This is a genomic window from Streptomyces sp. RKAG290, assembly GCF_023701695.1.
GTDB lineage: Bacteria > Actinomycetota > Actinomycetes > Streptomycetales > Streptomycetaceae > Streptomyces.
Genome location: NZ_JAJOZC010000001.1, coordinates 4,714,039 through 4,738,089 on the forward strand (window position 1 = coordinate 4,714,039; position 24,051 = coordinate 4,738,089).

A 24,051-nucleotide genomic window follows, 5' to 3' on the forward strand; every position below is an offset into this window, starting at 1 on the left:
GCCCCCCTTTGCCGGACCCTCTAAAATCGGGGACGTCGGCGCTGCACAACGCGGTGCCGCCGGCGTCCCCGCACCCGGCGTACGGCAATCAGGAGTCCCGCATGGCAGAGCGCAAGCCGATCTCGTCCTGGCTCACCGACATGGACGGAGTCCTCATCCACGAGGGGACGCCGATCCCCGGCGCGGATGCCTTCATCAAGCGGCTGCGGGAATCAGGGCTGCCCTTCCTGGTCCTCACCAACAACTCGATCTACACCGCGCGCGACCTGCACGCCCGGCTGAAGCGCATGGGCCTCGACGTGCCGGTCGAGAACATCTGGACCTCCGCGCTCGCCACCGCCCAGTTCCTGGACGACCAGCGGCCCGGCGGCACGGCGTACGTCATCGGCGAGGCCGGACTGACCACCGCGCTGCACGACATCGGTTACGTCCTCACCGACCACGAGCCCGACTACGTCGTACTCGGCGAGACCCGCACGTACTCCTTCGAGGCGCTCACCAAGGCGATCCGGCTGATCAACGGCGGGGCCCGCTTCATCTGCACCAACCCCGACGAGACCGGCCCCTCCGCCGAGGGCCCGCTGCCCGCCACCGGCTCCGTCGCCGCCCTCATCACCAAGGCCACCGGCAAGGCCCCGTACTTCGCCGGCAAGCCCAACCCGCTGATGATGCGCACCGGGCTCAACGCGATCGGCGCCCACTCCGAGTCCAGTGCCATGATCGGCGACCGGATGGACACCGACGTGCTGGCCGGCCTGGAGGCGGGCATGCAGACGTTCCTGGTGCTCACCGGGCTCACCTCGGTCGCGGACATCGACAAGTACCCGTTCCGGCCGTCCACCGTCGTCGAGTCGATCGCCGACCTGGTGGACCTCGTCGACCTGGGCTGACGCCGGATCCCGGGTGGGGGAGCGCTCAGGGCGCGGAGGCTTCCCCACTCCACCGGCCCAGTGCCGGAGGTCCTGCGGATGCGGAAAGCCGCCGCACGCGTGAACCTTCCATAAGGAGGTTCACGATGCGTTCAATACCCCTCACGTTCTGTGCCGCCGCAGTGGTTGCGGTGACCCTGATGCCCGCTTCCGTTGCACTGGCCAACTCCGACTCCGACCACGAGGACTCACGGTCCCGGGCCACCCTCTCGGTCTCCCCGTCCTCCATCGCCCCGGGCGGTGAGGTCGACCTGGAGGTCGACGGCTGCAAGGGCAAGGAGGCCAAGGGCAACTCCGACGCGTTCGTCTCCGAGGCGCGCTTCTCGCCCGGTGACGACCGGACGCTCTTCGCCGAGGCGCGGATCCGCTCCGACGCCGAGCCCGGCGAATACGACGTCGAGGTCGTCTGCAAGGGCGACAAGCACACCAAGGTGTCCGCCGTCGTCACCGTCGTCCACCGCAGCCGGCCCATGCCCCTCGCCCCGGTCCGCGCGGGCGGCGGCGGCACCGCCGTGCTCGCCGACCAGGCCGCCCACCAGGAGGGCCCCGGCACCGTCCACGCGGTGATCGGCCTCGCCCTGGCCGCCGTCGCCGCCGTCGCGGTCGCCTTCCGCAGCGTGCGCCGCCGCAGCCCGGCCACCGACTGACATGTCCTCCTCGGAACACTCGGCGGGGCACGGCAGGCTGCTCACCGGAGTGGCCTGGGCCGTGATCCTGCTGGGCCTGTGGCTCTGGGGCCGCGGCCTCACCGACGGCTCCGGCATCGGCTCCGCCCCGACCACCGGGGACGTCGCCGCGGTCGGGCGCCCGCTCGGCGTACCGCTGCCCCCGGCACACGACCCGATCAAGGGCGTGACACCGGCGCGCGTCGAGATCCCGTCGATAGGGATCCAGGCCCCCGTCGTCTCCCGGGGCCTGGACGAGGACGGGGCGATCGAGCCGCCGTCCTTCGACACGCCCCAGACGGTCGGCTGGTTCGGCAGCGGCACCGAGCCCGGCGCCAAGGGGCCGGCCCTCTTCGTCGGCCATGTCGACACCGAGACCAAACCCGCCGTCTTCTACGGGCTCAGCGCGGCCCGCCCCGGCGCCAAGGTCGAGGTGACCCGTACCGACGGCACGATCGCCGAATTCACCATCGACGACGTCCAGGTGTTCACCCGCGAACGCTTCAACGCCCAGAAGGCGTACGGCCCCCGCAAGGACGGCCGGGCGGAGCTCCGGCTGATCACCTGCGGTGGCACCTACGACCGTGCCTCGCACTCGTACACCGCGAACGTGGTCGTCTCCGCGTACCTGACCGGCGAGAAGTCGGCGCAGAAGGCGGCGCAGGAGACAGGCGGCAAGGTGAACGTGAAGGCGGGTGCCAGGAGCGGCACCTGACCCCTCGGCGCCGGCCCCCGCACCAGCGGGGTCCGGCGCACCTGGCTGTTCGGCAGCCGCACCGACGGGGTCGGCGCGCCTGGCCGTTCTGCCGTCCCACCTGCCGGATCGCGAGCAGGTCCGGCCCGGATGGCGCGGTACGCGGCCCGGCGCGGCTGCCCGGTTCTCCGGGTGCCGGGCCGGGCCGGTCCTCCGACCGCGGGGCGCGGGCCGCGGGAGTGGCCCGCGCGGACACGGGAGGTCGAGGGCGGCCGGGTTCGCCGCCGGGACCCGTCCGGGGGTCGGGCCGGACAGTCCCTCGCCCACTGTAGGGCGGAGAACTCCGCGCGCCCAAGCCATTTCTGACGGTACGTCGATAACCGGTCACCCTCCGCGAGCGGCGAAGCCGGGCAGAGCGTCGCGAACCCGCCGTAACGGCACTTCGGTGAAGTGGTGAGGGGCCGGGCGGCACCCGGGCCCTGTGCCAGGATGGACGGCGATGCGACAGTGCACCGCCGTCGCACCCGAGGGGAGTGGATGTACGGCAGTCACTACGGCCGGTTCGGCATGCGGGGAGCGGTCGCGGTCGGCGCCGCGCTGCTGCTCGCGGCATGTTCCTCTTCCGGCGACGGCGACGGCGAGGGGTCCGGCGCCGCGGGGAAGAACCCCGCGGCCGTCGGCCAGCAGCCCAAGGGCAGTGATCCGTACTGGGTCAACCCCGACGGGAACGCCGCCGAGCAGGTCGCCCGGTACACCGAGGACGACGACGGCAAGAACGCCGGGCTGATCCGCAGGATCGCCGAGCAGCCGGTCGGCGAGTGGATCGGCCCGGACAATCCGGAGGCCGAGGCGAAGGGCTTCACGGAGGCCGCCGCGAAGGCCGACCGCGAGGCGCTGCTGGTCCTCTACAACATCCCGCACCGCGACTGCGGGCAGTTCTCCAAGGGCGGCGCCGCCGACGGCAACGCGTACCGCACCTGGCTGGAAGGCGTCGCCAAGGGCATCGGTGACCGCGGCGCCACCGTGATCCTGGAACCGGACGCGGTGCTGCACCTGGTCGACGGGTGTACCCCGCAGGAATTCCACGAGGAGCGCTTCGACCTGCTCAAGGGGGCGGTGGAGCGGCTCAAGCAGCTGCCGGGCACCAAGGTCTACCTGGACGCGGGCAACGCCGGCTGGCACACGCCGGACGCCCTGTTCCAGCCCCTGGAGCAGGCGGGCATCGGCGCGGCCGACGGGTTCGCGGTCAACACCTCCAACTTCCAGACGACCGCGGTCAGCAAGGACTTCGGCAAGCGCCTGTCCGCGAAGGTCGGCAACAAGCCGTTCGTGATCGACACCAGCCGCAACGGCAACGGCCCGTACACCGGCGGCGATCCGGAAAAGACCTGGTGCAATCCGCCGGGACGGGCCCTCGGCGAGACACCGACGACGTCCACGGGCGACGAGCTGGTCGACGCGTACCTCTGGATCAAGCGGCCGGGGGAGTCCGACGGCGATTGCCGGGGCGGCCCGAAGGCGGGCGCGTGGTGGCCGGAGTACGCGCTGGGCCTGGCCCGCGGCACCAAGTAGGACGAGCGCCCTGCGTGGTGCCGCGCAGGGCGGCCAGGGTCTTTCTTTCGTTCGGATCATGCCGGGCATGCGAGCCCGGCATGATCCGAACGAGAGGCCCTACGGCACCTCCACCCACGTTCCCTCGGACGGCGTGCCCTTGTCGTCCGTGACGAAGAGCATGTACCAGCCCGACGGCACCAGCGCCCGGTTCTTCGGCACCGTCACCGAGATCCCGCCGTCCGTCCTCTTCAGGTCCAGCGCCACCGAGCGCTGGTCCGTGTCCGTGACGTGGGTGACGGCGCTCGGGCGCATCAGCTTCGCCGACTTGATCGTCGAGGCCTGGTTGGTGGTGAACACCGCCGTGCCGCCGCGCTCGATGCGCTTCGGCCCGGCGGTCAGCTCGGGACGTGAGTCGCGGTACAGGTAGGGCGGGGTGTAGATCTCGATCCGCTGCTCGAAGACGCCGGGCCGGGTGTTCGCCTTGTCGGAGTAGAGCGAGTCGGAGCCGAAGATCATGACCCGGCCGTCCGGCAGCAGTACGGACCCCGAGTGGTAGTTGCGTCCCACCGCCGGATCGGCGACCCGCTTGTACGTGTCCGACCCGGCGTCGTACAGCCGGGCCTGGAGGACGTCGGACCCGCCACGGCCCCGGTAGTCGTCGGAGCCGCCGGTGACCAGCAGGGAGTCGTCGGGGAGCAGGGAGGCGCTCGGGTAGCGGGTGCCCTCGTCGAGGGAGGCGCCGTCCTTGAACTCGGGGTCGGGGTCCTTGAGGTCGACCAGCCGGGACTTCTCGCTGGACTTGTCGGACTCACCGACGCCGCCGCCGCCGATCACCATGAACTTCTCGTCCTGGGCCGGGGGCAGCCGCACCGTCGCCGACGTCTCCATCTGGTCCGGGTCGCTCAGTCCGGGGATCTTGACGAACTTGTTCGTCGCCAGGTCCCAGACGCCGGGGGCACGGCCGACGGTGGCGGGGCCGTAGCCCGCGTTCGAGCCGGAGTAGAAGAGCTTGCCGTCGTCGAGGAGGAAGACCGCCGGGTAGGTGGGGAACTTCCGGATGATGCCGGTGTACTCCCACTTCTTGGTCTTCGGGTCGTAGACCTCGTCCTTGCCGGGCACGATCTGCCCGATCTCGTCCAGCCCGGACAGGGCGAGGACCTTGCCGTCCTTGAGCGTGGTCAGCGTCGGGTACCAGCGGGCCTCGTTCATCGGGTCGACGGTGATGTACTTCTCCGCCACCGGGTCGAACTCGTAGGCCTCCCGGATGCCCTGGAAGTCCTTCTTGTCGAGCGCGAGCTTCTGGGCGATCCCGTAGACGTTGCGGGTGTCGGACCCGGACAGGCCCGCTATCCGGTAGTTGTCCTCGGCGCCCGTCTCGTGCTTCGTGCCGGACTTCTGGGCCTCGACGTAGATCCGGCCGAGCCCGGGGTCGTTGCGCAGGAACGCGCCGGTGTTCTTGTCGAACACCTTCTTGGCCTTCTCCACCAGCACCGGGTCCTTGGTGACGAAGGTCTTGCCGTTGGCCTTACCGGTGAACCGGGTGCCCGCCGGGAGCGTGATCGGCTTGTCCGGGTCCTCGTTGTGGACGATCATCAGGCCGCCCGCCTTGGTGACGTCGCCCTTGAGCTTCTCGTACTGCTTCGTACCGCCGGCTATGAGCAGTTTGCCGTCGGGCAGTTGGGTGTGACCGGAGCAGAACATGTCCTTGGGCGTGGGTATGTTCTTGAACCCGTTGGTCTCCGGGTCCCACAGCACCGACCTGAAGCTCTTCGCGTCGAAGTTCTTCTGGTTGTTGCCCGAGCCCGCGACGAGCAGCACCTTGCCGGTGTGCAGGAGCGCCGCGTGGATGGTGTTGATCCGGAACTCGGCGGGTACGTCCAGGAAGTCCCAGTGGCCGTTGGCGGCCTTGTAGCCGGCCTGGTTGATCTTGTAGTTGTGGTAGCGCTCGGTGCTGAAGCGGTACAGCCACGGCCCGTTCGCTCCCGCGAGCGCGAGAACCACCGCCGTACTGATCGCCATGCGGCGGGTACGGCGGCTCGGACGGTACTTCATTCTTTACGTCCCCCAAGGGCGATCTGCATGGTCTGTTCGTTGCCGGCCCAGTGGGGCTGCTCCTGCTGGGCGTGGGCGGGCGGGCCGCTCGGTGGCGGCGGCCCCGCGCGCCGCTTCTTCTTCTCCGCCCGCACGGTGTACCGCCAGCCGAAGACCGGCGCCGCGGTGATCAGCAGCGCCAGTGCGGCCCAGGTCAGCATCGCCGGATGGCTGTGGCCGAGCACGAACGAGGCCACGATCGACCCGCCGAAGACCAGGATGAAGAAGAGGTGGATGCGGAAGGTCCCGAAGAGGGTGTCCGGGCTGGAGGAGTCGCCCTTGGGCGTGACCACGAAGGAGCTCTTGCGGCGCAGTACGGCGTCCATCAGGGAGCGTGCGTAGATCGGCGCGGACAGCGCGGACATCACCATCCCGGCCAGACCGCCGGAACCCTCGGGCTCGTGCGGCGAGACGTTGTGCCGGCGGTTCCAGATGTAGAGGCCGATCTGGAGCGCGGAGGCGTTGCCGTACAGCATCATCCAGACGGTCGGGTCGATCTGCACACCCGAGGCGCCCATCCCCAGGAACAGCGCGCAACTCAGTGCCGCGAGGATCCAGTTCATGGCGGACATCGGGTAGAAGATGATCATCATCGTGTAGTTGAAGAGCTTGCCCACGGGCAGTGAGTAGAAGCCCTTCCAGTACTGCTTGAGGATCGTCTCGTAGGTCCCGCGCGACCAGCGCAGCTGCTGGGTGAAGAAGTCGGTCCACGCGGTCGGGCCCTCGCCCACGGCCAGCACGTCCGGGGTGTACACGGAGCGCCACTTGCGGCCGGTGCGCGGGTTGCGGGCGCGGTGCATCTCGAAGCCGGTCGCCATGTCCTCGGTGATCGAGTCGTACAGACCGCCGATCTGCTTGAGGGCCGAGATCCGTACCGCGTTGCTGGTGCCGACGAACATCGGGGCGCCGTAGCGGTTGCCCGCGCGCTGGATCAGCGCGTGGAAGAGGAACTGCTGCGACTCGGCGGCCTTGGTGACGAAGGTGTCGTAGTTGCCGTAGACCTGCGGGCCGATGACGAAGCCGACGTCCGGGTCGCGGAAGTAGCCGAGCATCCGCTCCAGGTAGTTGGGCATCGGCACGTGGTCGGTGTCGACCGAGGCGAAGAAGTCGTACGCGTCACCGTGCGCGTCGAGCCAGGCGTTGTAGTTGCCGTGCTTGGTCTTCGCGCGGTGCGGGCCCTTGGCCTGGTTCCAGTGCGCCACCCCCTTGCGGGAGAAGTGGTGCACCCCCAGCCGCCGGCAGACCTCCTTCACGGCCGGGTCGTCGCCCTCGTCGAGCAGCCAGACGTGCATCAGGCCGCGGTGGCGGATGCGGACGGCGGCCTCCAGCGTCTTCGTCACCATCTCCAGGGGTTCCTTGCCCGGAACGAAGGAGGTGAGGAAGGCGACCCTGGTGCCGGTCTCCGGCACGACCGGGACCGGGTCGCGCGCTACCAGGGTGGCGTGCGCGTTGGAGAGGACGTTCATGGTGCGGAAGAGCTCGATCAGACCGATCGAGACCAGCATCACGATGTCGAGGATCAGCAGCGTGTCGTTCTTGAGGTTCGGGTCGCGCTGTGTCCAGTGCTCGGGCTGCATCAGCCAGGCGAACAGGCCGAGCGAGACGAGCGGTGCGGCCCCCAGCAGGAGCGCCGCGCGTATCCGGTGCGGCTCCTGGGAGAGGAGCGAGCGGTACTGCACGGTGTACGGCTTGGCGGGATCGGGCTGGGTCAGTGGCCCGGCCAGCCGGCTGTAGTGCTCGTAGTCGTAGCGTGGCAGCGCTTTCTTCGGTCGCCGCCGGTGTCCCCCGGCCCGGAGCTGCGGGGGTATCCGAAGCTGCGTGGTCCGGGAACTGTCGTCGTTGTTCTGCCGGGCGCCTGGCGGCGTCGACGTCATGGGTCATCCCCCTGCACGCAGCCGTGCCGCGTGGTCGGTCGGTCCTTTCGCCCGCCGCGTGTTCCCCCTGGAACGCGACCGACGGCTCAGTGGCGGGTCACCCTTCCTGAGACATGAATGGCGCCCTTCCGGTTGCATGATGCCTGCTCGGCATTTGCTCATGCACGAGGCCCCCACCTCGCGTCGGACACAACCGGAATATCCCCGCAATGCCCCCAACTGCACGGGGCGTCGGCCTGGTTGGTGCCGACGGTCCCCGACAGGTTGGCCGACCCCGGCCTCGATCGCAAGGGTGAAACAGGTGGTTAACCGCTCATACGCGCGATTTGGGGGGCTCTTGCGAAAGGGTGACGTGGAGGCGTATTGGGGGGCGCGTCGCCAGCTCTCGCGCCTCTGGGTGACAGTGTGATGACTGTCCGCCAGGATCGCGGCGTGCTTTGCACCGGCAAGGCGTTTGCTGTGCGCCCCTCGCGCGAAGGGTGCGGGAAACGAACAAGACCCCTCACGCGTGGTGAGGGGGTCTTGACTCTGCGTGCGCCGCCAGGGACTCGAACCCCGGACCCGCTGATTAAGAGTCAGCTGCTCTAACCAACTGAGCTAGCGGCGCCTGCTGACCTGGAGAACTCTACCCGATACGCGGCGGTGCTCCAGACCATTTCCCCGCCCGCACGGCCTGTCGGATGGTCGTTTTTTCCCTTCTATCCGTCAAAATGCGTTATGTCAGGAGAGTTAAGACACTGACGCCCGTACAGGTGCGCCCAAAGATCTTGACGACGCGGAGGAATCGCATGACTGTGCCGGCCTTCGAGGACTACGTACCCGCCGTTGACTGCGCCTGCGGGGGGTGCGCCGCACAACGGCGGGCCGCGGCCGCGGGACTGCCGACGCGGCTGGGAGGACATCCGGCCGCACACGGCGCGCGGCGCGCGCTGGTGCTGGTCACCGCTGCCGGAGTGGTGCTGAGCGCCGGCCTGGCCGAGGCGGCTGGCGTGGCGGCCGACCCCGCCCCGGGGACCGATCCGGCCCCGGTGCCGGGCGCGGCCGCGCCTGCGGCTCCGTTCCCGGACGATCCGCAGGACGCGGCCGATCCGGCCGATCCGGGTCCGGAGAGTCCGCAGGGCGGCCCGGGCCCGTTGCAGGGCGCGGGCGCCTCGGGCTCGTCGGACTCCGGGACCAGCACGCCCGCGCTGCGCACGACCAGCCGGGCCGACATCATCAACCGCGCGAAGAAGTGGGTCACCGCGCAGGTCCCCTACAGCATGAGCAAGTACTGGTCGGACGGGTACCGGCAGGACTGCTCCGGCTATGTGTCGATGGCCTGGAACCTGGCCGGCAACGAGTGGACCGGCAGCCTCGCCGCGTACGGGACACGGATCGCCCGGGAGGAGCTGCAGCCCGGCGACATCCTGCTCTTCCACAACCCGGCCGACCCCACCAAGGGCTCGCACGTCACGATCTTCGGCGGCTGGACCGACTACACGCACACCCATTACACGGCGTACGAGCAGACCTCGCCGCACACCCGCAAGCAGACGACGCCCATGGCGTACTGGACCAACTCGGGCAACTACGTCGCGTACCGCTACAAGGGGCTGACCGCCGGAGCCGGCGGCAGCGGCTCGACGACGACGGCCTTCCCGGGCGCCGGGAAGTTCGGCCCCGGCGCGAACAACGCCTACGTCACCCAGCTCGGCAAGCTGCTCGTCGGGCGGGGCGGCAAGCGCTTCTACAAGGTCGGGCCCGGCCCCGCCTGGAGCAGCGCCGACCGGCTGGCGACCCAGGCGTTCCAGCAGGCCCAGGGCTGGAAGGGCAAGGAGGCCGACGGCATCCCCGGGCCCGACACCTGGAGCCTGCTGGTGAAGGGGACCGGCCATGACATCCCGGCGGCGGGCGCGACCGGCCAGGGCGGCTCGACCGCGGTGCCCGCCTTCCCCGGCCGCGGCTATTTCCGGTCGGGTCAGTCCAACAGCCATGTCGACAGGCTCGGCAAACAGTTGGTGAAGAAGGGATACGGCAAGTACTACCTGTCGGGCCCCGGACCCCGGTGGACCGAGGCGGACCGGCGCAATGTCGAGGCCTTCCAGAAGGCTCAGGGCTGGCGGGGCACGGAGGCCGACGGCTATCCGGGTCCGGAGACCTGGCGGCGACTCTTCGCGTGACACGAAGCACATGACGGAGGCGGGAATGCGATCCACGGTGTCGGACAGCTCCGGTAACCCGGAGTACGGGGAGAACCCGGAGTACGGGCGGAACCCGGAGTACGGGCGGAAGCCGGAGTACGGAGAGGAGAGGTACGGGGCGGTCCCGGTGCGCGAGTGGGTGGGACCGGACGGAGCGGGACGGGTCACGGACGCCTGGGCCGCGGCGGGGGAGCGGGCGGCATCGGGCGGCACGCCGGGTGTGGGTGCGGATGCCGCGGGGGCGGTTGACGCGTTCGGTTCGGGGCCGGCCGAAGGGGTCGGCCCGGGGCCGGGAGCGGGGAGCGAACGCGAACCGGTGGTGTGGTCCGAGGCCCCGGTGGCCCCGGTGGCCCCGGTGGCCCCGGTGGCCCGGTCCGGGGCGGACTCCTGGGTGGACCCGGGGTCGGCTGACGGGGCGGACCCGGTGGCCTTGACCGGGGCGGGCTCCGGGATGGCCCCGGGGGCAGCTGACGGGGCGGACCCGGTGGCATGGTCCGGAGTGGACTCCGGGACGGGCCGGGTGGCGGGGTCCAGGGCGGACTCCGTGGTCGATGCGATGGCACGGCCCGAGCCGGACTCCGTGGTCGGTGCGGTGGCACGGCCCGAGCCGGACTCCGTGGTCGGTGCGGCGGCACGTTCCGAGCCGGACTTCGTGGTCCGTGGGGCACGTTCCGAGTCGGACTCCGTGGTCCGTGCGGGGGCGCGGTCCGAGCCGGACTCCGTGGTGGATCTCGTACTCGACCTGGTGCCGGGTGAGGGCGGACGCGCGGGCTCGGCCTACGGTGCGACCTCGGCGTCGGTATCGGTTTCGCCCACGGCGCCGGTGCCGGAGCCGGAGCGGTTTCGCTCGGGTGTCGAACCCGTAGTCGGTGCTCCGGTCCACCGCGGTGGGCCGAGCGACGCGGACCCGCTGCCCGCTCCCGCCAGGGAGGGGGGTGCGGCGACCGCCTCCGGGCCGGAGTTCGGTGCGGCTTCCGGTGCGCCGGATGCTGATGGGGCCGGTGTCTGGCCGCAGTCCCGTGCGGTCTCCCGTGGGCCGGATGTCGAGGTGGCCGACTTCGGGGCGGAGTTCGGCGCGGCTTCCGGTGCGCCGGCGCGCGATGCGGACGACGGCTACTGGCCGGAATCCGTTACGGCCTCCCGTGTGCCCGATGTCGATGTGGCCGGCGGCTGGCCGGATTCCGGTGCGGCCTCCCGCGAGCCGGACGCCGAAGCGGCAGCCGTCGGCGCGGAGATCGGCGCGGCTTCCCGTGTGCGGGACGCGGATACGGCCGCCGGGCGTGGCTCGGAGGCGGCGGCGCGTGCGGTGGCACCAGAGGCCGGTGTACTCCTCCTGAAGGCGACCGGGGCCAGCACACGCGCGACTGCCTCGGCGACCCCGGAGACCCTGGAGAGCCCCGAGACCCCGGAAAGCCCCGAGACCCCGGACCCCTCCGACACCGGCTCGTGGCAGCCGGCCGCGGAGGCGGAGCCGTTCTTCCCCGAGCGGGACGACGCTCCCGGCCCGGGAATCGTCCCCGGGCCCGGCTCCGCCGCGGGACGCCGGGACGCCGGTCCGTCCCTCTCGCTCGCGTTCGACGAGGCCGACACCGGCGAAATCCGCACCGATGTGCGGGTGGACACCGGCCGGCACCACTCGGTCATCGCCAACGAGCGCACCGCCTCCATCCCCGTCCACCTGCTCTTCCGCGACGACCCCGAGGTCGCCACGGACGCCGCAGCGCTGCCCGCCGCCGTCGTGCGACGCGCAGTCGGGGGCGAGCAGACGGCCGGTGTCAGGCGCCCGCCGGTGCCGCGGTCACCGCAGGTTCGGCCCTCGACCCGGCCCGCGCCGGTCGCCGACCCGCGGCTCCACGAACGGCCCGGCCCCGCGCTGCCCGGCTGGGTCGCGCTGCTCACCGGACTGGGCGGGCTCGCCGCCTCCTGCGGGGTCCTGTGGTGGGCCGGTACGATTCCGGCCAGGGTGCTGACGCGGCTCGGGCTGGGCCCGCGGCCCTACGAAGGCCTCGGCCTCGGCGCCTGGGCGGCGCTCGCGCTGCTGCTGACCGTGGTGCTCTTCGCGCTCGGCGGCCTGACCCGTGGACGCGTCGGGTACGCCTGGGTGCTGACCCTGTTCGGCCAGTACCGGGGCAGCGTGCGGCGGTCCGGGCTGATGTGGGTCAGCCCGCTGCTGCTGCGCCGGCGGATCGACGTACGGCTGCGGCACTGGCGCAGTGAACCCCTGCCCGCGGTGGACGCCAACGGCACGGCGCTGCGGGTCGTCGTCCTCGTCGTGTGGCGGGTCAAGGACACCGTGCGGGCGACGCTGGGGATCGCCGACCACGAGGAGTACCTGCGCGAGCAGGTCGAGGCCGCGATGGCGCGGGTCCTGTCCCAGCTGCCCGCCGACGCCTTCCACGAGGACGCGCACACCCTGCGCAACGCGGAGGCGGTCGGGGACGCGCTGACCCGGATGCTGAAGGCGGACTGCGAGCCGGTCGGCATCGAGGTGTACTCCGCGCAGCCGACCGGGATCGAGTACGCGCCGGAGGTGGCCGCGGCCATGCAGCGGCGCCGGATCGCGGCCATCGATGCCAAGCATCGGGACAGCGTGCTGACTTCGGTGGTGGACGCCGTGGACGACACCGTCAACCGGCTCACCGCCCGAGGGCTCGTGGAGCTCGACGACTACGAACGCAAGTCCCTGGTCAAGGACTTGACGGTGGCCTTCTACACCGGACGCAGCGGTGGGGACAGCGCCTGAGGCCTCGCGCCGGACGCTTCCGCGGCAACCGGAATCGGGCTCTCATTGGTCTGGACATGTTCATGATCCGTCAATAATCTAGGCCTTGGTCTAGACCGCACGACAACGCGCGCAGCAGTGCTCATGGAACCTCCCCCACGTTCGAGGAGCGACAGCAATGCGTAAGAAGACAGGCGCGGCCCTGGTGGGCCTTGCGGTAGCGGGCGTCTCGATGTTCGCGACGAGCAGCGCCAGCAGTCACGGATACACGGACAGTCCCATCAGCCGACAGAAACTCTGTGCCAACGGCACGGTGACCGGCTGCGGCAACATCCAGTGGGAGCCGCAGAGCGTCGAGGGCCCCAAGGGCTTCCCGGCGGCCGGCCCCGCCGACGGGGCGATCTGCTCCGGCGGTCACGGCGAATTCGCGCAGCTCGACGACCCGCGTGGCGGCAACTGGCCCGCCACCAAGGTCACGGCAGGCCAGGGCTTCAGCTTCCGCTGGCAGTTCACCGCCCGCCACTCCACGACGGACTTCCGCTACTACATCACCAAGAACGGCTGGGACCCCACCAAGCCGCTCAAGCGGTCCGACCTGGAGGCCCAGCCCTTCATGACGGTGCCGTACAACAACCAGCAGCCCCCGGCCACGCTGACCCAGCAGGGCACCATCCCCACCCAGAAGACCGGGAAGCACATCATCCTGAGCGTCTGGAACATCGCGGACACGGCCAACGCGTTCTACTCGTGCTCGGATGTTCAGTTCTGACGTGTAGTCAGTTACCGTGCGGCGCCATGAGGAGCGCAGGCACCGTCGCGGAGCTCGTACAGCGCCAATGGGGCGACCACCGGCCCGGGTTGAGACACGAGGACACCGTCCTCAGTCACCACCAGGTCGCCTCGGGCGCTGCCGCACGGGCCGCGCTCCTGGCGGATCTGCTGCCGGCGGGCAGTGAACCGCACCTCGGGGTGATGCTCGACAACACCCCTGAATTCCCGCTCTGGCTGAGCGCGGCGGCCCTGGCCGGGGCCGCCGTCGCCGGCATCAACCCCACCCGGCGCGGCGCCGAACTGGTCCGCGACATCATGCACACCGAATGCCGGGTGCTGATCACCGAGCGCGCGCATCTTCCGCTGCTCGACGGCCTGGCACTGCCGGGCGTCCGGGTGCTGGTCACCGACACCGAGGAGTACGCCGGGCTGCTCGCCCCTACGCCGGGGCGGAACCGGGCGACACGGTCCTCGCCGCCCCCGGGCCCGGAACCAGGATGCTGCTCTACTTCACCTCGGGTTCCACCGGTGCGCCCAAGGCCGCCGTGTGCACCCAGGGACGGCTCGCCGCGGCCGGCCGGTCGCTCGTCGACCACTTCGGTGTCCGGCGTGAGGACGTCCACTACATCTGCATGCCGATGTTCCACGGCAACGCGGTGATCGCCGACTGGGCCCCCGCACTGGCCGGCGGCGCCGCGGTCGCCCTGCGCCGCCGCTTCTCGGCCTCCGCCTTCCTCACCGACGTACGCGCGCACGGGGCCACGTACTTCACCTATGTCGGACGCGCCGTGCAGTATCTGCTGGCCACCCCGAGCGCCCCGACGACCGCGAGCACTCGCTGCGGACCGGCTTCGGCACCGAGGCGGGTGCCGTGGACGCGGCCCGCTTCCTGGACCGGTTCGGGGTGCGGCTCGTCGAGGGCTACGGCTCCTCGGAGGGCGGGGCGGCGATCCAGCGGACCCCGGACACCCCGGCGGGGGCGATCGGCCGGGCGTCGGACCGCGACGATCTCGCGGTCGTCGACCCGCGGACGGGCCGGGAGCGGGTCGCGGCGGTCTTCGACGAGGGCGGGAAGCTGGTCAACGGCGCCGCTTCGATAGGGGAGCTGGTCAACCGCGGCCAAACGCCCTTCGAGGGCTACTGGCGCAACGAGGAGGCGGACGCCGCGCGGCTGCGCGGCGGCTGGTACTGGACCGGCGACCTCTTCTTCCGTGACCCCGACGGCTTCCTCTACTTCGCCGGCCGCACCGAGGACCGGCTGCGGGTCGACAGCGAGAACCTGGCCGCCGCGATGATCGAGAACATCCTGGCCCGCTGGACGGACGCGGCGGCCGTGGCGGTCTACGCGGTGCCCGACCCGGTCGCGGGGGACCAGGTGATGGCCGCGCTGGCACTGCGCGAAGGGGCCGGGTTCGATCCGGCGGCGTTCGCCGCCTTCCTCCGGGACCAGCCCGACCTGGGGACGAAGATGGCACCCCGGTTCGTACGGATCGTGCGCGCGATGCCGGTGACCGCGACGAACAAGGTGCACCGGGCCCGGCTGCGGCTGGAGGGATTTCGGTCCGGTCCCGCCACGTGGTGGCGGGACCCGGAGGGTGCGTACGTACCGTTCGGGGAGGAGCAGCTGGCCGCCCTGACCGGCGAGTTCGAGGCCCACGGGCGCTCCGGACTGCTGTCCTCAGACGCCGGACGGGCCTGAGAGGCTGTCTGAGAGGACCGCCCGCCGCAGGTGCGTCGCCGCCAGTACCGCCCCGGTGAGCAGGAGCAGCGCACCCGCGGCGGACGCGTAACTCATGCTGTGCACGAAGGCCTCGCGCCCGATCGAGATCAGCGAACCGTCGCCGGTGGAGAGTGCGCCCGGCAGCGTCCTGCGGGCCACGTCCGGCGCCGAGTCCGGCATGTCGGCCGTGTAGACCGCCGTCGCCACCGCGCCCAGCAGCGCCATCCCCATCGCCCCGCCGAACTCCTGCCCGGTCTCCAGCAGTGAGGCGGCCGAACTCGCCTTCTCCGGAGGGCTGGTGGACAGGGCAAGGTCCGAGACGAGCGCCATGACGGTCACGATGCCGCTGCTCATCACGGCCGAGCCGACGAGCAGCAGCCACAGCGAGTCCGTGCCCGACAGGGCGAGGATCCCGAACCCGGCCGCCGCGATGACGAATCCGGCGCAGATGACGCGGCTGCGGTCGGTCCGCTGGGCGATGGCCGTGGCCGCCGGAGCCGCCGCCCCGACCGCCAGCGACGGTGCCAGGCTCCACAGTGAGGCCTCCATCGTGCTCATGCCGAGCACCGACTGCAGGTACTGGGTGGTGAAGAAGGCGGAGCCCATCATCGCGAAGGCGGCCAGCGCGTTCAGACCGATCCCGGCGGCGAAACCGCGGCCGCGGAACAGCTCCCGGCTGATCATCGCGTCGGCGCGGCCGCGCTGCCGGCGGACGAAGGCCCACCCGACGGCGAGCCCGGCAAGGACGATCAGCCCGTTGCGCAGGTCCATGCCGTGGGCGGCGCTCTCCTTGACCCCGTAGACCACCGGCAGCACCGAACCCATCGACAGCGGCACGCTGAGGAGGTCGAAGCGGCCCGGATCGGGGTCCTTGAACTCGGGCACCAGCACCGGCACCAGGACCAGGAGCAGCACCATCGCCGGGACGTTGATCAGGAAGACCGAGCCCCACCAGAAGTGCTCCAGCATGACGCCACTGAGCACCGAGCCCAGGGCGATCCCGCCCGCCATGGCACCGGACCAGATGCCGACGGCCCGGCTGCGCTGCCGCTCGTTGCGGAACATGTTCCGCACCAGGCCCATCGTCGACGGCATGAGCGTCGCCCCGCCGATCCCCAGCAGCGCGCGGGCCGCGATGAGCATCTCGGCGCTGGAGGCGTAGGCCGCGCCGACGGAGGCCGCGCTGAAGGCGAAGGCGCCGATCATCAGCAGCTTGCGGCGCCCGATCCGGTCGCCGAGCGAGCCCATCGTGATCAGGAGGCCGGCCAGCGCGAAGGCGTACACATCGAAGATCCAGAGCTGCTGGGTGGCGCTGGGGGCGAGGTCCCGGTCGATGGACGGGATCGCGAAGAAGAGGACGGACACGTCCATCGAGACCAGGAGAAGAGGGAGCAGGAGGACCACGAAGGCGGTCCACTCCTTGCGGCCGGCGAGCTCGCCGGGGGCGGTGGTGGTGCCCGTAGGGGTTGTCATGCCAGGAAATATACGAGCGTATAAAACAGTTGTCTAGTACGGATGTGTAAAACATTTGTACATCAGTGAGGGCAGCGCAAAACGCACGAGGCGGTCCCCGTGGAACGGGGACCGCCTCGTGCGTTGTCTGTGCGCCGCCAGGGACTCGAACCCCGGACCCGCTGATTAAGAGTCAGCTGCTCTAACCAACTGAGCTAGCGGCGCCTGCTGACTCGAAAATAATACCTGGTCCTCAGGGGTGCCGATGACACGTGTCCCCGACCCCTCCGGGCCGGCCGCAGGGGCCCCGGAGGCGGCCCGCTTTCCAAGAAAGTCACTTTCTTTCGTAAGTGATCTTTCTTTTTGCGTAGACCTTTGTAGGGTGAGCTCGTGACGAAACGACGACTCTCCCAGGTGGCCGAGTTCGCGGGTGTCAGCGAGGCGACGGTCAGCCGCGTCCTCAACGGCAGCCAGGACGTGGCGAGCACCACCCGTGACGCGGTGCTGAGCGCGCTGGACGTGTGCGGCATCGAACGGCCGCTGCGCTACCGCGCCCCGCGCGCCGCACTGATCGGACTGGTCGTGCCCGACCTGCAGAACCCGATCTTCTCCGCGTTCGCCGAGGCCCTGTGCGGGCTGCTCAACAAGCGCGGCCTGATACCCGTGCTGTGCACCCGGACCGCCGACGGGGTCTCCGAGGCGCACTACATCGAGATGCTGCTGGACCAGAACATCGGCGGCATCGTCTTCATCGGCGCCAGCTACGCCGACGCGGGCCCCGAGCACGGCCGGGCGCTGCGGGAGCGCAAGGTGCCGATGGTGCTGCTCAACGCGGCCGACGAGAACCTGGGCGTGGCCCAGGTCCGGGTGGACGACGCGCTGGCCGCCGATCAGGCGCTGACCCATCTCGCCTCGCTGGGGCACGAGCGGATCGGGATGATCCTCGGGCCGGTCGGGCATGTCCCCTCGGCCCGGAAGCTGGCCGGCTTCGCGAGCTTCAGCAGCCGTCGCGGGGGTGCCCCGGACGACTGGCGGCGGCTGGTGGCGCATGCGCTCTTCACCATGGAGGGCGGGGCCACCGCGCTGCCCCGACTGCTCGCCGAAGGGGTCACCGCAATCGTTTGCGCAAGCGACGCGCTGGCGCTCGGTGCGGTGCGGGGCGCCCGCCGCCAGGGGCTCTCGGTGCCGAAGGACCTCTCGGTGGTGGGCTTCGACGACTCCCCCTTCATGGTGGCGACCGAGCCGCCGCTGACCACGTCCAGGCAGCCCATCCAGGCGATGGCGACGGCCGCGGTGGCCGCCCTCGTGGCCCAGATCGACGGCCATGCCAGTGCAAACGAACTCATGATGTTCGACACCGAGCTGATCGTCCGCGGATCGACTGCCGCCCGCCCCCGCTGAGCACCCCTGGATTACCTCCGAAGGTCAAGAAGATTACTTTCTTGCGTAGATGCATTGACTTCTTGCGTAACCGGCTTCTACCTTCAGCGCAGCTTCAAGCGCTCGGGGTCCGACAGCCCCGCGGTTCACCCAGGAAGGCACGATTCGCATGGATGGCTTGTCCGGCATCAGCAGGCGTCAGGTTCTCGGTTCGGCGACGGCCGTCGCCCTGTCCCTCGCCCTCACGGCCTGCGGTGGTTCCGCCTCTTCGTCCTCCGGCGTGGACAAGAACGGTGTGGTGACGATCAGCGTCAACGGCATGCCGGCCAAGACCCAGCCGGTCGACCGCAAGAACTTCACGGAGGACGTCAAGGCCTTCGAGAAGAGCCACCCGAAGATCAAGATCGATGCCCGCGAGGGCCAGATGGACCCGAAGACCTTCGCGGCGAAGCTCGCCGGCGGTCAGCTGGAGGACGTCTACTACGTCTACTTCACCGACCCCGCGGGGCTGATCCAGCGGCGCCAGGCCGCCGACATCAGCAAGTACATCGCCGACGTGCCGTTCTCCAAGGACATCGACCCGGCGCTGCTCAAGGTCTTCAAGGACGCCGACGGCAAGACGTACGGCCTGCCCACCGGCAACTACTCGCTCGGGCTCCTCTACAACCGCGCCCTGTTCAAGAAGGCCGGTCTGGACCCCGACAAGCCGCCGGCCAGCTGGGAAGAGGTCCGCACCGCCGCCAAGAAGATCAGCGCGCTCGGCGACGGCACGGTCGGCTACGCCGACTACAGCAAGAACAACCAGGGCGGCTGGCACCTCACCTCCTGGATCTACTCCATGGGCGGCGACGTCGCGACGCAGCAGAACGGCAAGTGGAAGGCCGCCTTCAACAGCGACGCCGGGCGCAAGGCCCTCCAGGCCCTGCACGACATGCGCTGGACCGACAACAGCATGGGCACGCGCCAGCTGCTGGAGATAGCCGACGTCCAGAAGATGATGGGCTCCGGCAAGCTCGGGATGTACATGGCGGGACCGGACAACATCCCCACCATCGTCAAGCAGTTCGAGCGCAGCTACGACGACTACGGCCTGGCCGCCATGCCCGGCACGGCGACGCTCGGCGGCGGCGACGGCTTCATGTTCAACCCGAAGGCATCCCCGGAGAAGATCAAGGCCGGCCTCGCGTGGGTGCAGTGGAAGTACCTGCGCAGTCCCGAGCGGGAGAACGTGGACAGCAAGCGGTCCAAGACGGACGGCGTGCCGATCGGGCTCCCGCAGCCCCGGCTGTTCGCCGGTGAGACCCAGGCCGAGATCGACCGGATCCACGCCAAGTACGCCAACACCCCGGTCGCCAACTACAAGCCGTTCGTCGACCGCAACTCCCAGGTGGCGACCAAGGTCGAGCCGCCCAACGCCCAGCAGCTCTACACCGTGCTCGACGGCGTCATGCAGTCCGTGCTGACGAAGAAGGACGCGGACATCGACCAGCTGCTGACCGAAGCGGCGAAGAAGGCCGACGCCATCCTCGCCTCGGTGAAGTGACCATGACCGTGTCGCCGCTCTCCTCCGCCGTGGCGAAGAGCACCGGCCAGGAGCAGGAGGGCCCGGCAGCCGCCGGGCCCCCGGCCCCGGCCCGTACCACCGCAGCGGGGCCCGGCCGCTCCCGGCTGCGCCGTGCGGTCCGCGAGAACCTGGTCGCGTACCTCTTCCTCGCCGCCGGTGTGCTCTGCTTCGCCGTGTTCTCCTGGTACCCGATCGTGCGCGGCGCCCTCCTGGGGTTCCAGCAGGTCACCTTCGCCCAGCCCGCCCAGTGGGTGGGCCTGGACAACTTCCAGCGGCTCGTCGACGACCCGCTGTTCCTCACCGCCTGGAAGAACACCGGCTACTTCACCCTGCTCGCCCTGGTCTTCGGCTTCGCGGCCCCGTTCGCGACCGCCGTCGTCCTGAACGAGCTGCGGCACGGCCGCTCGTACCTGCGCATGACCGTCTACCTGCCGGTCATGCTGCCGCCGATCGTCACCATGCTGCTGTGGCGCTGGTTCTACGACCCGGGCCCCGGCCTGTTCAACAACGTCCTGGGGGTCTTCCACCTCCCCGCCCAGCAGTGGCTGGAGTCGGAGAACCTCGCGATGGTCTCCCTGGTCCTCGTCTCCACCTGGGCCAACATGGGCACCACCACCCTGATCTACCTGGCGGCGCTCGGCGGCATCCCCGGCGAGCTCTACGAGGCCGCGGAGCTGGACGGGGCGTCCATCCGGCAGCGGCTGTGGCACGTCACCATCCCGCAGATGCGCTTCATCCTGATGATCACGCTGCTGCTCCAGGTCATCGGCACGATGCAGGTCTTCGTCGAACCCTTCGTCCTCACCGGCGGCGGCCCCGACGACGCCACCGTCACCGTGCTCCTGCTGCTCTACCGCTACGCCTTCGTCTACAACGACTTCGGCCTGGCCAGCGCCATGAGCACGCTGCTCTTCGTGGTGCTCGGACTCTTCGCGGGCGTCTACCTGCGCCTGACCCGGACCAAGGGCTGAGAGGAACCGCCATGGCCGCCGAAACCCCCGTACGCACCCTGATCGCACCCGCCGAGATGAACCGCCGCACCGGCCGGCTCCTCTACCGCTTCGTACTGGTCCTCACCCTGATCGGCTTCACCCTCACCTTCGTCTTCCCGCTGTACTGGATGGCGACCGGCGCGATGAAGTCGTCCGCGGAACTTGCCGACCCCAACCCCACGATGTTCCCGCAGAGCTGGCACCCGGAGAGCTACACCGACGCCTGGACCAACGTCGGACTCGGGCACTACTTCCTCAACACCCTGATCCTCGCGCTGGGCGCCTGGCTCACCCAGCTGCTGGTCGACGTCTCCGCCGCCTACGCGCTGTCCAAACTGCGGCCGCTGCTGGGCAACGTGGTCCTCGGCATGATGCTGGCGACCCTGATGCTGCCGGTGTCCGCGCTGCTCGTGCCGACGTACCTGACGGTCGTCGACGTGCCGCTCCTGCACGTCAACCTGATCAACACGCCGTTCGCGATCTGGCTGCCCGCCGCCGCCAACGCCTTCAACATCTTCATCCTGAAGCGGTTCTTCGACCAGATCCCCGCCGAACTCCTCGACTCCGCACGGATCGACGGTGCCGGCACGCTCAGGGTCCTGGTCTCGGTCGTCCTGCCGCTGTCGCGGCCGGTGCTCGCCGTCGTCTCGATCTTCGCGATCGTCGGCGTCTGGAAGGACTTCCTCTGGCCGATGCTCGTCCTCCCCGACGAGGCCCGGCAGCCGATCACCGTGGCCCTCAACAGGCTGTCGGAGTTCATGCCCGCCAACCAGCTGCTGGCCGGCATGGCCATGGCCGCCGTGCCGCTGCTCGTCCTCTTCCTGATCTTCCAGCGCCACATCATCGCGGGCCTCACCGCGGGCAGCCTCAAGGGCTGACCCCCTCTCGTGCCCCTCGGGGCACCACCACCCCCGGGAATCCCCCACACAGGAAGGACACACTGCCGTGTCTCCTGCACCAAGAAAGCGCTCCCACGCCCTGCGGACCGTACTGCCGCTGCTCCTGTCGATGCTCGGAGTCCTGCTGTACGGGGCGACGGCACAGGCGGCCGACGCCAGGCTCGAAGCGGAGTCCGCACAGCTCTCCGGCGGCGCCGCCGTCTCCACCGAGCACCCCGGCTACACGGGCAGCGGCTTCGTCGGCGGCTTCACCGACGCCAACAAGGGCAAGGCATCCGTCTCGTTCGCCGTACAGTCCGGGGCGGCCGGTGCCGGCTCCGTATCCGTCCGGTACGCCAACGGCACCACCGCCACGATGACTCTCAGCCTGTACGTCAACGGCGCCAAGGTCCGCCAGGTGAGCCTGGCCGCCACGGCGAACTGGGACACCTGGGTCACCCACGAGGAAGCGGTCACCTACAAGGCGGGCGCCAACACCGTCGCCTGGACGTTCACCACGTCCGACAGCGGCAACGTCAACCTCGACAGTGTCACCCCGGCCACCCCCACCACCCCCACGGACCCGGGTCCCACCACCCTGACTCACCAGGCCGAGGACGCCTTCGTCTCCGGCGGCGCCGCCAAGGCCACCGCCGCGACCGGCTACGAGGGCAGCGCCTACCTCTCCGGCTTCACCGGAGCCGGAGCCCGCGCGGTCTTCTCCGTCAACGCCCCCAAGGCGGCCACCTACCCGCTGACGGTCCGCTACCGCACCGCGGACAGCGCCGCCGCCACCGTCACGCTCCTCGCCAACGGCGCCACCGTCCGCCGGCTCACCCTGCCCGGCACCGGCGGCACCTGGGCCACTGTCAACACCGACGTCACCCTGCGGGCCGCGCTCAACAGCGTCACCCTGCGCACCGCCGCCGGTGACAACGGCAACTACCAGCTCGACGGCATCGGCGTCACCGGCTCCACTGCCGCAGCGACCCGCGGCGCCACCCTCCCGTACACCGCCTACGAGGCGGAGAGCGGCAGCACCAACGCCGGCACGATCGGCCCCGACCGGAACTACCTCACCGTCCCGTCCGAGGCGTCCGGCCGCAAGGCCGTGGTCCTCGACCAGACCGGCGAATACGTCCAGTTCACCCTGACGAAGCCCGCCAACGCGCTGACCCTGCGCTACTCGCTGCCGGACAACGCGGCAGGCACCGGCACCGCTGCCACGCTCAGCGTCTACGCCAACGGCAGCGAGCTCAAGGACCTGCCGCTCAGCTCCAAGTACAGCTGGGTGTACGGCGGCTACCCCTACAACAACGACCCGTCCCAGGGCTCCGGCCACCACTTCTTCGACGAGACCCGCACCCTGCTCACCGGCGAGCTCCCGGCCGGCACCGTGCTCAAGTTCCAGAAGGACGCCGGCGACACCGCCGCCTCGTACACCCTGGACCTCGTCGAGACCGAGAGCGTCCCGGCCGCGCTCACCATGCCCGCCACCGGCTTCGTCTCCGCCACCACCCTCGGCGTCACCCCGGGCGACTCCACGGACGACACCTCGGCCCTCAACTCGGCCCTCTCCACCGCCACCTCGCAGGGCAAGGGGCTGTGGCTGCCCTCCGGCACCTACGACATCTCCGGGCACGTCGACCTCACCGGAGCCGACCTGCGCGGCGCCGGCCAGTGGTACACCGTGCTGCGCGGCAAGAACGGCAAGGGCGGGCTCTTCGGCCGCGGTGGCACCAGCAACGTCCAGGACCTGATGATCGCCGGTGACGTCTCCTACCGGGACGACGCCAATTTCGACGCGGCGATCGAGGGTGACTTCGGCAACGGCTCGACCCTGCAGAACATCTGGATCGAGCACACCAAGGTCGGCCTCTGGATCGACGCCCCGACCACCGGCCTCCTCGCCACCGGGCTGCGCATCCGCGACACCTTCGCGGACGGCGTCAACCTCCACAAGGGCACCAGCGGCAGCGAGGTCTCGCAGTCCAGCGTCCGCAACACCGGCGACGACGGACTCGCGATGTTCTCCGAGTCGCAGGCCGTCACGGACTGCGCGTTCCGCTTCAACACCGTGCAGCTCCCGCTCCTCGCCAACACGGTCGGCATCTACGGCGGCCACGCCAACCGGGTCGAGGACAACCTCCTCGCCGACACGGTCACCGGCGCCTCCGGCATCGCGATCAGCAGCCGGTTCGCCCCCGTGCCGTTCAGCGGCACCACCTCCGTACTGCGCAACACGCTGACGCGCACCGGTGGTTACGAGCCCAACTGGCAGAGCAAGCTCGGCGCGCTCTGGATCTACGCCGACTCCTCCGACATCACCGCTCCCGTCCTCCTCCAGGGCAACGACGTCCTCGACAGCACCTACAGCGGTCTGCTCATCAGCTGGCAGAAGAACGTCAGTGCCGTGACGGTCGACGGTCTGAAGATCGACAAGGCCGGCTCGTACGGCATCGAGATCAACTCCGCGGGAGCCGGGACCTTCTCCGGCGTCACCGTCAGCGGGGCCACTGCCGGCGGACTCTCCGTCGCGGGCGGCTTCGCGATCACCAGAGGCTCCGGCAACACCGGCTGGTAGC

The 24,051-nt window shown here is 70.2% G+C and carries 15 protein-coding genes, 2 tRNA genes and 1 pseudogene; 13 read left to right on the forward strand and 5 right to left on the reverse strand.

What is annotated here, in order from left to right; translation table 11 throughout:
- Positions 1-101 precede the first annotated feature (101 nt).
- From LNW71_RS20795 to LNW71_RS20810, 4 genes are all read left to right on the forward strand, one after another.
- The gene (locus LNW71_RS20795; RefSeq protein WP_250969607.1) at positions 102-890 is read left to right on the forward strand and encodes an HAD-IIA family hydrolase; all 789 of its coding nucleotides are present in this window, start codon (positions 102-104) and stop codon (positions 888-890) included.
- Between the two features lie 125 nt (positions 891-1,015).
- Complete coding sequence (locus tag LNW71_RS20800; RefSeq protein ID WP_250969608.1) at positions 1,016-1,576, forward strand: hypothetical protein; 561 nt, start codon at positions 1,016-1,018, stop codon at positions 1,574-1,576.
- A gap of 1 nt (position 1,577) precedes the next feature.
- Positions 1,578-2,309 (forward strand): class F sortase, encoded by a 732-nt coding sequence (locus LNW71_RS20805; RefSeq protein ID WP_250969609.1) that lies wholly within the window; start codon positions 1,578-1,580, stop codon positions 2,307-2,309.
- 516 nt (positions 2,310-2,825) lie between these two features.
- Positions 2,826-3,860 (forward strand): glycoside hydrolase family 6 protein, encoded by a 1,035-nt coding sequence (locus LNW71_RS20810; protein WP_250969610.1) that lies wholly within the window; start codon positions 2,826-2,828, stop codon positions 3,858-3,860.
- 99 nt (positions 3,861-3,959) lie between these two features.
- On the opposite strand, the gene LNW71_RS20815 is transcribed toward LNW71_RS20810, so the two are convergent.
- From LNW71_RS20815 to LNW71_RS20825, 3 genes are all read right to left on the reverse strand, one after another.
- Positions 3,960-5,894, reverse strand: a complete 1,935-nt coding sequence (locus LNW71_RS20815; RefSeq protein ID WP_250969611.1) for a kelch motif-containing protein — start codon at positions 5,892-5,894, stop codon at positions 3,960-3,962.
- A complete protein-coding gene (locus LNW71_RS20820) occupies positions 5,891-7,807 on the reverse strand; it encodes a glycosyltransferase (RefSeq protein WP_250969612.1) in 1,917 nt (638 codons plus the stop codon). Before LNW71_RS20820 ends, LNW71_RS20815 begins: the two co-directional genes overlap by 4 nt.
- Positions 7,808-8,340: 533 nt before the next feature.
- Positions 8,341-8,414, reverse strand: a tRNA-Lys gene (locus tag LNW71_RS20825).
- Positions 8,415-8,595: 181 nt separating this feature from the next.
- On the opposite strand from LNW71_RS20825, the gene LNW71_RS20830 reads away from it, so the two are divergent.
- From LNW71_RS20830 to LNW71_RS20845, 4 genes and pseudogenes are all read left to right on the forward strand, one after another.
- Positions 8,596-9,966 (forward strand): peptidoglycan-binding protein, encoded by a 1,371-nt coding sequence (locus LNW71_RS20830; protein ID WP_250969613.1) that lies wholly within the window; start codon positions 8,596-8,598, stop codon positions 9,964-9,966.
- Between the two features lie 25 nt (positions 9,967-9,991).
- Positions 9,992-12,730 (forward strand): SPFH domain-containing protein, encoded by a 2,739-nt coding sequence (locus LNW71_RS20835; RefSeq protein ID WP_250969614.1) that lies wholly within the window; start codon positions 9,992-9,994, stop codon positions 12,728-12,730.
- 157 nt (positions 12,731-12,887) lie between these two features.
- Complete coding sequence (locus LNW71_RS20840; protein WP_250969615.1) at positions 12,888-13,478, forward strand: lytic polysaccharide monooxygenase auxiliary activity family 9 protein; 591 nt, start codon at positions 12,888-12,890, stop codon at positions 13,476-13,478.
- A 26-nt stretch (positions 13,479-13,504) separates the two neighbouring features.
- Positions 13,505-15,179, forward strand: a pseudogene (locus LNW71_RS20845) (AMP-binding protein).
- On the opposite strand, the gene LNW71_RS20850 reads toward LNW71_RS20845, so the two are convergent.
- Entirely contained in the window at positions 15,159-16,673 is a 1,515-nt protein-coding gene (locus LNW71_RS20850; RefSeq protein WP_250969616.1) for an MFS transporter, read from the reverse strand. The pseudogene LNW71_RS20845 and the gene LNW71_RS20850 overlap by 21 nt on opposite strands.
- Before the next feature lie 130 nt (positions 16,674-16,803).
- Positions 16,804-16,877: transfer RNA gene (locus LNW71_RS20855), tRNA-Lys, on the reverse strand.
- Between the two features lie 165 nt (positions 16,878-17,042).
- Here LNW71_RS20855 and LNW71_RS20860 point away from each other — a divergent pair.
- The 5 genes from LNW71_RS20860 to LNW71_RS20880 all read left to right on the forward strand — a co-directional run bounded on the left by LNW71_RS20860 (position 17,043) and on the right by LNW71_RS20880 (position 24,050).
- A complete protein-coding gene (locus LNW71_RS20860; RefSeq protein WP_250969617.1) occupies positions 17,043-18,053 on the forward strand; it encodes a LacI family DNA-binding transcriptional regulator in 1,011 nt (336 codons plus the stop codon).
- Positions 18,054-18,201: 148 nt separating this feature from the next.
- Positions 18,202-19,575, forward strand: a complete 1,374-nt coding sequence (locus LNW71_RS20865; RefSeq protein ID WP_250969618.1) for an extracellular solute-binding protein — start codon at positions 18,202-18,204, stop codon at positions 19,573-19,575.
- 2 nt (positions 19,576-19,577) lie between these two features.
- Positions 19,578-20,567, forward strand: coding sequence for a carbohydrate ABC transporter permease (locus tag LNW71_RS20870; protein WP_285802858.1), 990 nt, complete (start codon positions 19,578-19,580; stop codon positions 20,565-20,567).
- 11 nt (positions 20,568-20,578) lie between these two features.
- The gene (locus LNW71_RS20875; RefSeq protein ID WP_250969620.1) at positions 20,579-21,466 is read left to right on the forward strand and encodes a carbohydrate ABC transporter permease; all 888 of its coding nucleotides are present in this window, start codon (positions 20,579-20,581) and stop codon (positions 21,464-21,466) included.
- A gap of 67 nt (positions 21,467-21,533) precedes the next feature.
- A complete protein-coding gene (locus LNW71_RS20880; RefSeq protein WP_250969621.1) occupies positions 21,534-24,050 on the forward strand; it encodes a CBM35 domain-containing protein in 2,517 nt (838 codons plus the stop codon).
- Position 24,051: the final 1 nt, after the last annotated feature.

What these genes read in the sequence shown, in the direction of transcription:
- LNW71_RS20795 (WP_250969607.1), top strand. Translation starts at nt 102, where the DNA reads ATGGCAGAGCGCAAGCCGATCTCGTCCTGGCTCACCGACATGGACGGA.
- LNW71_RS20800 (WP_250969608.1), top strand. Translation starts at nt 1,016, where the DNA reads ATGCGTTCAATACCCCTCACGTTCTGTGCCGCCGCAGTGGTTGCGGTG.
- LNW71_RS20805 (WP_250969609.1), top strand. Translation starts at nt 1,578, where the DNA reads ATGTCCTCCTCGGAACACTCGGCGGGGCACGGCAGGCTGCTCACCGGA.
- LNW71_RS20810 (WP_250969610.1), top strand. Translation starts at nt 2,826, where the DNA reads ATGTACGGCAGTCACTACGGCCGGTTCGGCATGCGGGGAGCGGTCGCG.
- LNW71_RS20815 (WP_250969611.1), bottom strand. Translation starts at nt 5,894, where the DNA reads ATGAAGTACCGTCCGAGCCGCCGTACCCGCCGCATGGCGATCAGTACG.
- LNW71_RS20820 (WP_250969612.1), bottom strand. Translation starts at nt 7,807, where the DNA reads ATGACGTCGACGCCGCCAGGCGCCCGGCAGAACAACGACGACAGTTCC.
- LNW71_RS20830 (WP_250969613.1), top strand. Translation starts at nt 8,596, where the DNA reads ATGACTGTGCCGGCCTTCGAGGACTACGTACCCGCCGTTGACTGCGCC.
- LNW71_RS20835 (WP_250969614.1), top strand. Translation starts at nt 9,992, where the DNA reads ATGCGATCCACGGTGTCGGACAGCTCCGGTAACCCGGAGTACGGGGAG.
- LNW71_RS20840 (WP_250969615.1), top strand. Translation starts at nt 12,888, where the DNA reads ATGCGTAAGAAGACAGGCGCGGCCCTGGTGGGCCTTGCGGTAGCGGGC.
- LNW71_RS20850 (WP_250969616.1), bottom strand. Translation starts at nt 16,673, where the DNA reads ATGACAACCCCTACGGGCACCACCACCGCCCCCGGCGAGCTCGCCGGC.
- LNW71_RS20865 (WP_250969618.1), top strand. Translation starts at nt 18,202, where the DNA reads ATGGATGGCTTGTCCGGCATCAGCAGGCGTCAGGTTCTCGGTTCGGCG.
- LNW71_RS20870 (WP_285802858.1), top strand. Translation starts at nt 19,578, where the DNA reads ATGACCGTGTCGCCGCTCTCCTCCGCCGTGGCGAAGAGCACCGGCCAG.
- LNW71_RS20875 (WP_250969620.1), top strand. Translation starts at nt 20,579, where the DNA reads ATGGCCGCCGAAACCCCCGTACGCACCCTGATCGCACCCGCCGAGATG.